Origin of the sequence: Variovorax pasteuri (assembly GCF_051216435.1) — a bacterium.
Classification (GTDB): domain Bacteria; phylum Pseudomonadota; class Gammaproteobacteria; order Burkholderiales; family Burkholderiaceae_C; genus Variovorax.
The window spans coordinates 203,228-215,773 of the sequence record NZ_JBPJZS010000002.1 but is presented as its reverse complement, the minus strand read 5'-3'; the positions used below and the strand labels follow the sequence as shown (position 1 = coordinate 215,773).

Sequence of the window (12,546 nt, the reverse complement as noted above, 5' to 3'; positions counted from 1 at the left end):
CTTTTTCTTCCTTCTGTATGACGCTCAAGCTCGCCATCGCGCAACTCAATTTTGTGGTGGGCGACCTCGTCGGCAATGCAAAAAAGATCGTCGACGCCGCGCGCCAGGCCCATGCCCAGGGCGCGCGCCTCTTGTTGACGCCCGAACTCTCGATTGCCGGCTATGCAGCGGAGGACCTGTTCCTCCGTCCCGCCTTCACCGAAGCCTGTGATGATGCCGTGAAAGGCATTGCTGCCGCTTTGGCCGACCTCAAAGACATGGTCGTGGTGGTGGGGCATCCGACCGGTGGCAGCCTGCGCAGCCGATCGGTGGCCGTGCAACTGCGCCACAACGCGGCCAGCGTGATCAAGGAAGGCCGCATCCTCGAGACTTATGCCAAGCGCGAACTGCCGAACTACCAGGTGTTCGACGAGCGCCGCTACTTCACGCCGGGTCAGGGCACCTGCGTGTTCGAGGCAGGCGGTGTATCGGTCGGCCTGCTGATCTGCGAGGACGCCTGGTTCGACGAGCCGGCCGAACTCGCCCGCAAGGGCGGGGCCGAAGTGCTGGCGGTGATCAATGCCTCGCCGTACCACGTGGGCAAGGAAGGCGAGCGCGTGGCGCGCATGGCCGACCGCGCGCGGGCGGTGGGGTTGCCGCTCGTCTATGCGCACCTGGTCGGCGGACAAGACGAAGTGGTGTTCGACGGCGCCTCGTTCGCGCTGCAGGCCGATGGCACTGCGGCCATGCAGGCCGAGAGCTTCCAGGAGAAGCTGCTTTTCGCGCAGCTGGAGCGCACGGCGCAGGGCGGCGTCGGGTTCGTGGCGCAGCCCGGCGCCGTGGCGGCTCCGCGCGACGCGCAGGCACAGCTTTGGGACGCGCTGGTGCTGGGCGTGCGCGACTACATCGGCAAGAACGGTTTTCCGGGCGCTATCCTGGGGCTCTCGGGCGGGATCGATTCCGCATTGGTGCTTGCCATCGCGGTCGATGCACTGGGCAAGGACAAGGTGCGCGCGGTGATGATGCCGTCCCCGTACACCGCGGACATCAGCTGGATCGACGCGCGCGACATGGCGGCCCGGCTGGGCGTGCGCTATGACGAGATTTCCATCAAGGACACCTTCGAGTCCTTCAAGGGCGCGCTGGCCGATGAGTTCAGGGGCCGGCCCGAGGACACGGCCGAGGAGAACATCCAGGCCCGCATCCGCGGCACCTTGCTGATGGGGCTGTCGAACAAGTTCGGCGCCATCGTGCTCACCACCGGCAACAAGAGCGAAATGGCGACCGGATATTGCACGCTCTACGGCGACATGGCGGGCGGTTTCGCGGTCATCAAGGACCTGCTGAAGACCACGGTGTTCGCCCTGGCCCGCTGGCGCAATGCCCACGACCCGTATGGCACCGGCGCGGCGCCGATCCCCGAGCGGATCATCACCCGGCCCCCCAGCGCCGAGTTGCGGCCCGACCAGACCGACCAGGACAGCCTGCCGCCCTACGACATCCTCGACGGAATCCTGGCACGCTACATGCAGGACGACGAGGGCATCGACGAGATCATTGCGGCGGGTTACGACCGTGCGGTGGTCGAGCGGGTTGCGCGGCTCATCAGGATCAACGAATACAAGCGGCGCCAGGCGCCGGTAGGCATCCGGGTCACCCACCGAAGCTTCGGCAAGGATTGGCGTTACCCTATCACCAGCAAATTCAACGAAACCGCCGGAGCACGAAAACCATGAAGCAGATCACCGCCATCGTCAAACCCTTCAAGCTCGAGGACGTGCGCGAGGCCTTGGCCGAAGTGGGCGTCACCGGCCTGACCGTGACCGAGGTCAAGGGCTTCGGCCGCCAGAAGGGGCACACCGAGCTCTACCGCGGCGCCGAGTACGTGGTCGACTTCCTGCCGAAGATGAAGGTCGAGGTGGTCGTGAACGAGGCCGACGTGGAGCGCTGCATCGAAGCCATCGTCAGTTCCGCGCGCACAGGCAAGATCGGCGACGGCAAGATCTTCGTCACCAGCGTGGACCGCATCGTGCGCATCCGCACCGGCGAAGAGAACGAAAACGCCGTCTGAACGAAAGAGCCCCCGGCGACGGGGGCTTTTTTTCGAAGCGGGCGTCAGAGGTTTTCCGACAACCTGTCTTCGCGCGGATGCAGCGGCACTTCGGCGCGCAGCGCCGTGAGCAGTTCGGTCGCGTCCGTGCCGGTGCGAATCAGCTGCATCTGCCAATCGCCCATGAAGCCCTCGCGCACGCTGTGCGCCAGGAAGCCCAGCAGGCCGTCGTAGTAGCCGGCGGTGTTGAGGATGCCGGTCGGCTTGTCGTGGTAGCCGAGCTGGCGCCAAGTCCAGATCTCGAACAGTTCCTCGAAGGTGCCGATGCCGCCCGGCAGGGCCACGAAGGCATCGGCGCGCTCGCCCATCATGGCCTTGCGCTCGTGCATGGTGTCGACCACGTGCAGCTCGTCGCACAGCGGGTTGGCCAGTTCCTTGTCGACCAAGGCCTTGGGAATGATGCCGACGACGCGACCGCCGGCCATGCGAGTGGCCTCGGCCACCGTGCCCATCAGGCCGGTGCGGCCGCCGCCGTAGACCAGTTGGCCGCGGTGCTGGCCAATCCACTGGCCGACCGCTTGCGCGGCCTGGGAAAACTCGGGGCGCTCGCCGGGGCGCGAGCCGCAATACACACAGATCGAAAATTCAGGATTCATGCCGCCATCATGCCGCAGCCGGCAGGCCTTCTCATGACACGAAGCGTTGCCACAGTGCCGTCGCCCAGATGCCCCCGCACAGCGCGAGCGACAGCAGCACGGCCGCGCTGCCCATGTCCTTGGCGCGCTTGGACAGGTCGTGCCACTCGGGGCCGATGCGGTCGATGGCGGCTTCCACGGCGGTGTTGAGCAGCTCGACGATCATGACCAGAACCGCGCTGCCGGCGAGCAGCGCGACCTCGACCCAACTGCGGCCGAGCCAGAAAGACGCCGGGATCATCACGATCGACAGGATGGCTTCCTGGCGGAACGCCGGCTCGCTCCAGCCGGCGCGCAGGCCCTGCAACGAGATCAGCGTGGCGTGAAAGACGCGCTCGAAGCCCTTGCGCGCCTTCTGCGGATTCACGGCGGGGTCGGGAAGTTTGGGCAGGGCACTCATTGGCGGCTCATCGGTGGGGAGGTGACGAGCCGCGTACCGGCCCAGGCGTCGTGCCAGAACTGGCGCTCGGGGTGAAAGCGTGCAAGCAGGGCCCAGATGGCGATCCAGCCGACGATCAGCACAGTCGATTCGCCCCCTGACAGCTTGAAGGGCGCCATGGCGGCCAGCGGCGGCAGGAACCAGATCCAGCTCAGCAGGTAGCGCGCCAGGGCTCGGCGCTGCGTGACGGGACGACCGTGCACGTCGACGATGCGGATGTTCCAGGTTTTCATGGCGAGGGTCTGGCCCTTGGTCCAGAACCAGACGAAGTACACGCCGAAAACCACGAAAAGGAAAGCCTGGAACAGATGGCGCCGCGAATCCATGGCGTCACGCATCTGGCCCAGCGTGCTGAACAGCCAGCCCGAGACGAAGACCACGGCGAAAAGCAGCATGCCTTCGTAGAGCCAGCAAGCCATCCGGCGCCAGAGGCCGGGGACTATCGAAACAGGAGCGGTGGTTGCAGGCGCGACGGGCGTGACGGGCGAGACTGGGTCGGGGCGCGACGCCTCGGGAGAACTGGAAACCATCGAAGCCTTGCGTCAGGGAGACGAGGAGGGCGGGTCGGCTGGCGCGGGCACCTGGGCTTCGGCCGGAACCGGCGGCGGGGTCGCCCTGGACGGTGCGGGTGCGGCAGGTACGACGGACACAGCGGGCGTTGCGGCCGCCGGCGCGCGTTCCAGCGGCGATGCCACCATGATCGTGGCAGGCGCGCCAGCAGGTGCGGGCGGCGCCAGCAGGATGCGGGGCGTGTGCTGGCCGCCGGGTGTGAGGGCCGGCACTGGCACGAGTTTCTGCGCCGAGACCGGTCTCACCGGAACGGCCGCGCCGCGTGGCTTGGCTGGCGCACGTTCGGCGAGCTTGCGCTTTTCTTCCTCGCTCAAGGCCTGGTACTGCTCCCATTTGGCCTTGCGCTCGTCAGCCGGAATGCGCTTGACTTCGGCGAAGTTCAGCCGGGCCTGGGTGCGCTGCTGGTTGCTCAGCGCGGCCCATTCGATCATGCGGCTGTGCAGGGTGGTCTGGTCGTCCGCCGACATGCTGGAAAAATTGCGCGACAGCACCAGCCACTTTCTCTTTTGCCCGGCGTTCAGCGTGTTCCAGTGCGCGCCCAACGGCTTCAGGGCCTGTTGCTGCTCGGCGGTGAGTTCGCTCCAAAGGGGCTTGGTCGTGGAGACAGCCTTCGGGCTGGAGGCTGCCGCTGCCGGGCCGTTCGCAGATTTTGCGGCCGCCTCGGTGCGAGGCTGGGCGTGGGCAAGCGTCAGGCCGAAGGCTGCGACTGCAAGCGCACCAGCCCAAACGACCGCGCCCGCCGGAAGCGGGCGCGTCAGGCGTGGCGTGTTCGCGCTGGGGGAGGAACGGCGTCGCATTCGGTCGGTGAAAGATTTCAGTCGGAGGCGCTGTCGGCCTTGAGGAATTGGGCGAAACCGGGGTCGGTATAGGCGGCAGGAGGGAGGTCGCCGGTGAGCAGCGCGGAATCCACTTCGGCCAGCTCGCTGGCACGGTCGTCGTCCTGCATCACGCTGATGGTGATGAGGCCGGCCACGAGCGCGATCAGGGGTACCGCCGAGCCGATGCGGGTCCACCAGCTGCCACCCAGCGTGACCGTGTGGCCCGACTGCACCGCCACCGGCGCGGTTCGCAGTTGCGGGGGCAGCTTGCGCGCAGCCACCGCCTGTGCGCGCGCCACGCGCAGCCGCTCGCCGATGTCGTGCGGCAGCTCACGGTTGCCGACCGACAAACGAGCCGTCAAGCGCTCGCCGAACCGGTCCTCGGCAGCAGCGGATGATGTGGTTGATACCTTCGTATTCATAGCGATATTCCCTTGGCCTTGAGCGCCTTGCTCAGAGCGTGAACGGCTCGCGAGCAATGGGTTTTGACGCTGCCTTCGGAGCAGCCCATCGCGGCGGCCGTCTCTGCGACGTCCATTTCCTCCCAGTAACGCATCAGGAAAGCCTCGCGTTGACGGCCCGGCAATGCCGCGATCTGTTCTTCGATCTCGTGGAAGACCTGGGCGCGGCGCGTGGTGTCTTCGGCGCTCTCCGTTTCCCTAGAGTCGGTCGGCGAGACGAAGTTCTCCAGCAGGTCGAAATCTCCGTCGTCATCGACCGAATCGAAGTCGCTGAGGTTGGAGAACAGGGCGCGACGGGTTTTCTGGCGGCGGAACCAGTCGAGCGTGCAGTTCGACAGGATGCGCTGGAACAGCATTGGCAGCTCCTCCGGCGGCTTGTCGCCGTAGTGCTGCGCCAGCTTCATCATGCTGTCCTGCACGATATCGAGCGCCGCTTCTTCGTCCCGCACGTGATAGACCGAGCGCTTGAAAGCGCGTCGTTCGACGCTTTTCAGGAAGTCGGAGAGTTCTTGTTCAGTGGCCAAGCGAGAGTGGGGCGCAGAGCGCGCCGCATAGGAAGAAGGTCTAGCGATCGCGGGTGTTTGTCGCCGCGAATTATGCCTTTGTCGCTTTACAAGCCAGCTGAAGCGAATCTGAACGGCCGGAAATGCCATAATCCGCGCTGCAAGTCAAAAGGCAAACGGGTCACGGTCCGGCGGAACATCAGTCCGCCCATGGCTTTGGCCTCAAGTCCTGGCGCGGCCTCACAAGGGTTGGCAAGGGGCACCCAAGGTATTTCGTTCCCGAAATAAACAAAGGTTGATCATGGAAATGTCCAAGGCGGAAATCGCTTCCGCAGCTGCTGTGTCCTCAGGCGCCGGCAACATCACGCAAGAACTCATGGGCGCTGAAGTGCTGGTCAAGGCACTGCAGGCCGAAGGCGTCAAGTACATCTGGGGCTACCCCGGCGGCGCGGTTCTGTACATCTACGACGCGTTCTACAAGCAAGACACCATCCAGCATGTGCTGGTGCGCCACGAACAGGCCGCAGTGCATGCGGCGGACGGTTATGCGCGCGCTACCGGTGAAGTCGGCGTGGCGCTGGTCACGTCGGGTCCCGGCCTGACCAACGCGGTCACCGGCATTGCCACGGCGTACATGGACTCGATCCCGATGGTGATCATCTCGGGACAGGTGCCCACGGCAGCCATTGGCCTCGACGCCTTCCAGGAATGCGACACGGTCGGCATCACCCGCCCCATCGTCAAGCACAACTTCCTCGTCAAGGATCCCAAGGATCTGGCCATGACGATGAAGAAGGCCTTCCACATTGCACGCAGCGGCCGTCCGGGCCCGGTGGTGGTGGACGTCCCCAAGGACGTTTCCTTCAAGAAGACGCCTTACGCCGGCTATCCCGACAAGGTCGAGATGCGCTCGTACAACCCCGTGCGCAAGGGTCATGGCGGACAGATCCGCAAGGCGCTGCAACTGCTGCTGGCGGCCAAGCGCCCCTATATCTACACCGGCGGCGGCGTGCTCCTGGGCAATGCGTGCAACGAACTGCGCACGTTGGTCGACATGCTCGGCTACCCGGTCACCAACACGCTGATGGGCCTGGGCGCCTATCCCGCGAGCGACCGCAAGTTCCTGGGCATGCTGGGCATGCACGGCACCATCGAAGCCAACAACGCGATGCAGAACTGCGACGTGCTGCTGGCCGTGGGCGCGCGCTTCGACGACCGCGTCATCGGCAACCCCAAGCACTTCGCGCAGAACGAGCGCAAGATCATCCACGTCGACATCGACCCGTCGAGCATCTCCAAGCGCGTGAAGGTCGACATCCCGATCGTCGGCGACGTGAAGGACGTGCTCACCGAGCTCATCTCGATGATCCGCGAGAGCACCACCAAGCCCGACGCCGGTGCGTTGGCAGAGTGGTGGAAGACCATCGAGGCCTGGCGTTCGCGCGATTGCCTCAAGTACGACCGCGACAACAAGGACGTCATCAAGCCGCAGTACGTGGTCGAGACGCTCTGGAACATGACCAAGGACGCCGACGCGTACATCACGTCGGACGTGGGGCAGCACCAGATGTGGGCCGCCCAGTACTACCGCTTCGACGAGCCGCGCCGCTGGATCAATTCCGGTGGCCTGGGCACCATGGGCGTGGGCATTCCCTACGCCATGGGCATCAAGCTCGCCAAGCCAGACTCGGAAGTGTTCACCATCACCGGCGAAGGCTCGGTGCAGATGTGCATCCAGGAACTCTCCACCTGCCTGCAATACAACACGCCGATCAAGATCTGCTCGCTCAACAACCGCTACCTGGGCATGGTGCGCCAGTGGCAGGAGATCGAATACTCCGGCCGCTACAGCCACAGCTACATGGACGCGCTGCCCAACTTCGTGAAGCTCGCCGAGGCCTATGGCCACGTCGGCATGCTGATCGAGCGTCCACAAGACGTGGAGCCTGCGCTGCGCGAAGCACGCAAGCTCAAGGACCGCACGGTGTTCATGGACTTCCGTACCGACCCGACCGAGAACGTGTTCCCGATGGTGAAGGCCGGCATGGGCATCACCGAAATGCTGTTGGGCTCCGAAGATCTCTGATCAGCGGCGCATTCGCTTAACTATTCACTGACGAATCTATTGCCCGCCGAGCCTGCGCATTACCGTGCGCGGGGGAGGGCGGCGAAAAGAGGAGTCACGCAAACATGAAACACATCATTGCAGTGCTGCTGGAAAACGAGCCCGGTGCTCTTTCCCGCGTGGTGGGCCTTTTTTCGGCCCGCGGCTACAACATCGAATCGCTGACGGTGGCGCCCACGGAGGATCCGAGCCTCTCGCGCATGACCATCGTCACGAACGGTTCCGACGAAGTGATCGAGCAGATCACCAAGCACCTGAACCGCCTCATCGAAGTGGTGAAGGTCGTCGACCTGACCGAAGGTGCCTACACCGAGCGCGAGCTCATGATGGTGAAGGTGCGCGCCGTCGGCAAGGAGCGCGAGGAAATGATGCGCATGGCGGAAATCTTCCGTGGCCGCATCATCGACGTGACCGACAAGAGCTACACCATCGAACTCACCGGCGACCACGGCAAGAACGACGCTTTCCTGGAAGCGATCGAGCGTAGCGCTATCCTCGAGACTGTCCGCACCGGTGCCAGCGGCATCGGGCGCGGCGAGCGCATTCTGCGCGTGTAAAGGGGGGTGCAAATCCCTCAGTTCCATTGACTATCAACACATGAGGAGAAGGTGAATGCAAGACTTGCTGGGATTCGACAAGATGGTGACGCCCATCATCATCCGGATACTGTATTTCCTCGGACTGCTGGGTGTGCTCGTGATGACCGTCGTGTCATTGTTTCAGGGGCGCATCCTGATGGCCATCGGCGTTCTTGTGTTCGGCGCGATCATGGTTCGCGTCTATAGCGAATTGCTGATCCTGCTGTTCCGCATTCACGACAACCTCGTGTCCATCAACCAGCAAATGAAGGACCGGAATTCTTCCGGTCAACTGTGAGTGAACGCACCCCCGTACAGGGGGTGCATCGAGACTAAATAGGAAAGACGCATCATGAAGGTTTACTACGACAAGGACGCCGACCTCAGCCTCATCAAGGGCAAGACGGTCGCAATCATCGGTTATGGGTCGCAAGGTCACGCGCATGCGCAGAACCTGAACGACAGCGGCGTCAAGGTCGTGGTCGGCCTGCGCAAGGGCGGAGCTTCGTGGGACAAGGTCGGCAAGGCCGGCCTGCAGGTCGCCGAAGTCGCCGACGCCGTGAAGGCGGCCGACGTGGTCATGATCCTGCTGCCCGACGAGCAGATCGCCAACGTCTACAAGAACGACGTGGCCCCGCACATCAAGGAAGGCGCTTCGCTGGTCTTCGCGCACGGTTTCAACGTGCACTACGGTTTCGTGCAGCCGCGCGCCGACCTCGACGTGTGGATGGTTGCTCCCAAGGCCCCGGGCCACACGGTGCGCAGCACCTACACCCAAGGCGGCGGCGTGCCCCACCTCGTGGCGGTGCACCAGGACAAGACCGGCAAGGCGCGTGACCTCGCGCTGAGCTACGCCACCGCCAACGGCGGCGGCAAGGCCGGCATCATCGAGACCAACTTCCGTGAAGAAACCGAGACCGACCTGTTCGGCGAACAAGCGGTTCTGTGCGGCGGTACGGTCGAACTGATCAAGGCTGGTTTCGAAACGCTGGTGGAAGCCGGCTACGCGCCCGAAATGGCGTACTTCGAATGCCTGCACGAGCTCAAGCTGATCGTCGACCTGATCTATGAAGGCGGCATCGCCAACATGAACTACTCGATCTCGAACAACGCCGAGTACGGCGAGTACGTCACGGGCCCGCGCATCGTGACCGACGAGACCAAGAAGGTCATGAAGCAAGTGCTCAAGGACATCCAGACCGGCGAATATGCCAAGAGCTTCGTGCTCGAAGCGGCTGCCGGCCAGCCGGCGCTCATCAGCCGCCGTCGCCTGAATTCGGAGCATCAGATCGAAGTCGTCGGCGAGAAGCTGCGCGCAATGATGCCTTGGATCAAGAAGAACAAGCTGGTCGACCAGACCCGCAACTGATCTTCACGTCGAAACGCGCTCCCCCGGGGGCGCTTTCCCCAAGGGCCACCCGTCGCGGTGGCCCTTTTGTTTGAAGGGGGTCCAAGAGGTCCCCTGAACTACACTGCAAGCCATGCGACTCACAGACCAAGATGCTATCGATTGGATAGCTGACCGCTCAGTGCCCACGAGGGACGGAGGCAATTTCAATGCATGACGATACCGTTCCCGACGTGGTGCAGCCGCGCAAACGGCGCAAGGGCATCTACATCCTGCCGAACCTGTTCACGCTCGCCGCGTTGTTCGGCGGTTTTTATTCGGTCGTGATGGCCATGAATGCGCGCTTCGACCTCGCTGCACTCGGCGTGTTCGCCGCGATGATTCTCGACAGCCTCGACGGGCGCGTCGCGCGCATGACCAACACGCAAAGCGCGTTCGGCGAGCAGATGGATTCGCTGTCCGACATGGTGTCCTTCGGTGCCGCGCCGGCGCTCATTGCTTACGAGTGGTCGCTCAAGGGACTGGGGCGCTGGGGCTGGATCGCCGCGTTCGTGTATTGCGCGTGCGCCGCATTGCGGCTGGCGCGCTTCAACGTGAACACCGGCGTGGTCGACAAGCGCTGGTTCCAGGGCCTGCCGTCGCCCGCTGCCGCGGCGTTGGTGGCCGGATTCATCTGGCTCGTGGACGAATGGGGCAAGCGCGGCGGCGAAGTGCTGTATCTCTCGTGGACGCAGATCACATGGGTCACCTTTGCATTCACGTTGTACGCGGGCCTCACGATGGTCACGAACGCGCCCTTCTACAGTTTCAAGGACATCCAGATGAAGAAGAGCGTGCCCTTCGCCGCGATCGTGCTGATCGCGCTGGGCATTGCCGTCATCAACATCCATCCGCCTACTGTGCTGTTCGGCCTGTTCGTCATCTACGGCCTCAGCGGCTACGTGGTCTATGGCTGGCGCAAGGCCAAGGGCCAACCGGCGAGCGTGATCAGCACTTCCACCGAAGAGCCTGACGAGCGGGGACTGCACAACTGAAACGCCGGGCCTTCCCGGGCCCGCGCCGGCTGTGCTACATTCGCAACCCTCATGACCAAGATTTCGCTGCTGGCCCTACTAGCCCTCCCTCACGGGCGGAGACGGTAGCGCACGCGCTAATCCCATCACCACGGCCCGTTCGCACCAGCAACGGGCCGTTTGTATTTGGGGTTGCTGGTTGAATTCCAACCACTCAGAGAATCGACATGCTCAAGCAACCTCAAAGCAAATACCGCGCATTCGCCCCGATCGGCCTCAAGGACCGCACCTGGCCCGATGCGGTGCTGACCAAGGCGCCCATCTGGCTGTCGACGGACCTGCGTGACGGCAACCAGGCGCTGGTCGAGCCCATGGACATCGCGCGCAAGATGCGCATGTTCGAAACCCTTGTGGCCATCGGCTTCAAGGAAATCGAAGTGGGCTTCCCCTCGGCCTCGCAGGTCGAATTCGACTTCGTGCGCAAGCTCATCGAAGAAGACCGGATTCCTGACGACGTGACGATCCAGGTGCTGACGCAGGCGCGCGACCACCTCATTGCACGCACCTTCGAATCGCTGCAAGGCGCCCCGCGCGCCATCGTGCACCTCTACAACGCGGTGGCGCCGGTGATGCGCCGTGTGGTGCTCGGCATGGACGAAGACCAGATCGTCGAGCTCGCCAGCACCCATGCGCGCATGTTCAACGACTTCGCAGCGAAGCAGCCGAACACGCACTGGACCTTCCAGTACTCGCCCGAGATGTTCTCGGGCACCGACGTCGTGTTTTCCAAGCGCGTGGTCGATGCGGTCACCGACGTCTGGGCGCCGACACCCGAGCGCAAGTGCATTGTGAACTTGCCCACCACGGTGGAGCATTCCACGCCGAACATCTTCGCGGACATGATCGAGTGGATGCACCGCAACCTTGCGCGCCGCGATTCCATCGTGCTGTGCGTGCACCCGCACAACGACCGCGGCACTGGCACCGCAGCCGGCGAACTCGCCCTGATGGCCGGCGCGGAGCGCATCGAAGGCTGCCTGTTCGGCAACGGCGAGCGAACCGGCAACCTCGACCTCGTGAACGTGGCGCTCAACCTGTACACCCAAGGTGTCTCGCCCGGGCTCGACTTCTCGAACATCGACGAGATCCGCGCCACGGTCGAGCACTGCAACCAGATTCCCGTTCATCCTCGCCACCCGTACGTTGGCGACCTTGTCTACACCTCGTTCTCGGGTTCGCACCAGGACGCGATCAAGAAGGCCTTCGCCGCGCGCAAGGAAGGCGACATCTGGGACATGCCCTACCTCCCCATCGACCCGAAGGATGTGGGCCGCAGCTATGAAGCCGTGATCCGCGTGAACAGCCAGTCGGGCAAGGGCGGCATGGCCTATCTGCTCGAAAGCGAATACGGCATCGAGATGCCGCGCCGTCTGCAGATGGAGTTCATGCAGACCGTGCAAGGCGTGATGGACGTCGCCGGCAAGGAACTCACCGCCGCCGACCTGTGGCAGCTGTTCGTGCGCGAATACGGCATCGAGACCGCGCAGTCGCTGCAACATCGCGTGATCGAGGAAGAAGGCGAGGGCGCCAACGCCTCCGTGGTGCTGCGCGGCGACCTGCCGTGGGACGGTGAAGTGCACGCCATCGAAGGCCGCGGCAATGGCCCCATCGATGCCTTCACGCAGGCGCTGAGCAAGGCCACCGGCCACACGGTGCGCGTGATGGACTACCACCAGCACGCCATCGGCGCTGGCGCCGATGCGAAGTCCGTGGCCTACCTGGAGCTGCGGGTGGATGAAAGCCAGACGCTGTTCGGCGTGGGCATCGACGCCAACGTCATCTCGGCGTCGTTGAAGGCGATCGTCTCGGGCGTGCAGCGTGCGCGAGGCCGGGGCGCACGCAGCGCACAATCGACGGTTCAAGTCGCCTGACGCTCCTGCTGCGACCTGGGTCGGGGGCGCAAGGTG

At 64.1% G+C, this 12,546-nt stretch carries 14 protein-coding genes; 8 read left to right on the top strand and 6 right to left on the bottom strand.

The genetic code is table 11. The features are described from left to right. The first annotated feature begins 17 nt into the window (after positions 1-17). Together ACSFBM_RS08080 and ACSFBM_RS08075 are read left to right on the top strand one after the other, a co-directional pair. On the top strand, positions 18-1,715 hold the full coding sequence (locus ACSFBM_RS08080) for an NAD+ synthase (RefSeq protein ID WP_435483899.1): 1,698 nt from the start codon (positions 18-20) through the stop codon (positions 1,713-1,715). Then, entirely contained in the window at positions 1,712-2,050 is a 339-nt protein-coding gene (locus tag ACSFBM_RS08075; RefSeq protein WP_116907431.1) for a P-II family nitrogen regulator, read from the top strand. The genes ACSFBM_RS08080 and ACSFBM_RS08075 overlap by 4 nt, the downstream gene beginning before the upstream one ends. A gap of 44 nt (positions 2,051-2,094) precedes the next feature. On the opposite strand, the gene ACSFBM_RS08070 is transcribed toward ACSFBM_RS08075, so the two are convergent. From ACSFBM_RS08070 to ACSFBM_RS08045, 6 genes are read right to left on the bottom strand one after another with little or no spacing between them, the layout of a single operon-like run. Then, a complete protein-coding gene (locus tag ACSFBM_RS08070) occupies positions 2,095-2,685 on the bottom strand; it encodes an LOG family protein (RefSeq protein ID WP_435446289.1) in 591 nt (196 codons plus the stop codon). 31 nt (positions 2,686-2,716) lie between these two features. Next, positions 2,717-3,124 carry a diacylglycerol kinase gene (locus tag ACSFBM_RS08065; RefSeq protein ID WP_435438138.1) on the bottom strand — a complete coding sequence of 136 codons (408 nt, stop codon included), beginning with the start codon at positions 3,122-3,124 and terminating at the stop codon, positions 2,717-2,719. Further along, entirely contained in the window at positions 3,121-3,693 is a 573-nt protein-coding gene (locus tag ACSFBM_RS08060) for an RDD family protein (protein WP_435483898.1), read from the bottom strand. Before ACSFBM_RS08060 ends, ACSFBM_RS08065 begins: the two co-directional genes overlap by 4 nt. Before the next feature lie 12 nt (positions 3,694-3,705). Then, positions 3,706-4,530 carry a DUF3106 domain-containing protein gene (locus ACSFBM_RS08055; RefSeq protein WP_435483897.1) on the bottom strand — a complete coding sequence of 275 codons (825 nt, stop codon included), beginning with the start codon at positions 4,528-4,530 and terminating at the stop codon, positions 3,706-3,708. Between the two features lie 17 nt (positions 4,531-4,547). Further along, entirely contained in the window at positions 4,548-4,973 is a 426-nt protein-coding gene (locus ACSFBM_RS08050; RefSeq protein ID WP_435483896.1) for a DUF3619 family protein, read from the bottom strand. Further along, on the bottom strand, positions 4,970-5,536 hold the full coding sequence (locus tag ACSFBM_RS08045) for an RNA polymerase sigma factor (protein WP_435438142.1): 567 nt from the start codon (positions 5,534-5,536) through the stop codon (positions 4,970-4,972). The genes ACSFBM_RS08050 and ACSFBM_RS08045 overlap by 4 nt, the downstream gene beginning before the upstream one ends. Positions 5,537-5,816: 280 nt before the next feature. Here ACSFBM_RS08045 and ACSFBM_RS08040 point away from each other — a divergent pair, with 280 nt between their 5' ends. From ACSFBM_RS08040 to leuA, 6 genes are all read left to right on the top strand, one after another. Then, a complete protein-coding gene (locus ACSFBM_RS08040) occupies positions 5,817-7,601 on the top strand; it encodes an acetolactate synthase 3 catalytic subunit (RefSeq protein WP_435483895.1) in 1,785 nt (594 codons plus the stop codon). Between the two features lie 104 nt (positions 7,602-7,705). Continuing rightward, on the top strand, positions 7,706-8,197 hold the full coding sequence (gene ilvN, locus ACSFBM_RS08035) for an acetolactate synthase small subunit (RefSeq protein WP_435438144.1): 492 nt from the start codon (positions 7,706-7,708) through the stop codon (positions 8,195-8,197). A gap of 55 nt (positions 8,198-8,252) precedes the next feature. Further along, positions 8,253-8,516 (top strand): DUF4282 domain-containing protein, encoded by a 264-nt coding sequence (locus ACSFBM_RS08030; RefSeq protein ID WP_435446297.1) that lies wholly within the window; start codon positions 8,253-8,255, stop codon positions 8,514-8,516. A 54-nt stretch (positions 8,517-8,570) separates the two neighbouring features. Continuing rightward, entirely contained in the window at positions 8,571-9,587 is a 1,017-nt protein-coding gene (ilvC, locus tag ACSFBM_RS08025) for a ketol-acid reductoisomerase (protein ID WP_435438146.1), read from the top strand. Positions 9,588-9,775: 188 nt separating this feature from the next. Next, the gene (gene pssA, locus ACSFBM_RS08020) at positions 9,776-10,600 is read left to right on the top strand and encodes a CDP-diacylglycerol--serine O-phosphatidyltransferase (RefSeq protein ID WP_435438147.1); all 825 of its coding nucleotides are present in this window, start codon (positions 9,776-9,778) and stop codon (positions 10,598-10,600) included. A gap of 206 nt (positions 10,601-10,806) precedes the next feature. Further along, complete coding sequence (gene leuA / locus ACSFBM_RS08015; protein ID WP_435483894.1) at positions 10,807-12,510, top strand: 2-isopropylmalate synthase; 1,704 nt, start codon at positions 10,807-10,809, stop codon at positions 12,508-12,510. Positions 12,511-12,546: the final 36 nt, after the last annotated feature.

Bases quoted from the DNA above. Each gene is read 5' to 3' on its own strand.
- ACSFBM_RS08080 (WP_435483899.1), top strand. From the start codon at position 18: ATGACGCTCAAGCTCGCCATCGCGCAACTCAATTTTGTGGTGGGCGAC.
- ACSFBM_RS08075 (WP_116907431.1), top strand. From the start codon at position 1,712: ATGAAGCAGATCACCGCCATCGTCAAACCCTTCAAGCTCGAGGACGTG.
- ACSFBM_RS08070 (WP_435446289.1), bottom strand. From the start codon at position 2,685: ATGAATCCTGAATTTTCGATCTGTGTGTATTGCGGCTCGCGCCCCGGC.
- ACSFBM_RS08065 (WP_435438138.1), bottom strand. From the start codon at position 3,124: ATGAGTGCCCTGCCCAAACTTCCCGACCCCGCCGTGAATCCGCAGAAG.
- ACSFBM_RS08060 (WP_435483898.1), bottom strand. From the start codon at position 3,693: ATGGTTTCCAGTTCTCCCGAGGCGTCGCGCCCCGACCCAGTCTCGCCC.
- ACSFBM_RS08055 (WP_435483897.1), bottom strand. From the start codon at position 4,530: ATGCGACGCCGTTCCTCCCCCAGCGCGAACACGCCACGCCTGACGCGC.
- ACSFBM_RS08050 (WP_435483896.1), bottom strand. From the start codon at position 4,973: ATGAATACGAAGGTATCAACCACATCATCCGCTGCTGCCGAGGACCGG.
- ACSFBM_RS08040 (WP_435483895.1), top strand. From the start codon at position 5,817: ATGGAAATGTCCAAGGCGGAAATCGCTTCCGCAGCTGCTGTGTCCTCA.
- ilvN (WP_435438144.1), top strand. From the start codon at position 7,706: ATGAAACACATCATTGCAGTGCTGCTGGAAAACGAGCCCGGTGCTCTT.
- ACSFBM_RS08030 (WP_435446297.1), top strand. From the start codon at position 8,253: ATGCAAGACTTGCTGGGATTCGACAAGATGGTGACGCCCATCATCATC.
- ilvC (WP_435438146.1), top strand. From the start codon at position 8,571: ATGAAGGTTTACTACGACAAGGACGCCGACCTCAGCCTCATCAAGGGC.
- pssA (WP_435438147.1), top strand. From the start codon at position 9,776: ATGCATGACGATACCGTTCCCGACGTGGTGCAGCCGCGCAAACGGCGC.
- leuA (WP_435483894.1), top strand. From the start codon at position 10,807: ATGCTCAAGCAACCTCAAAGCAAATACCGCGCATTCGCCCCGATCGGC.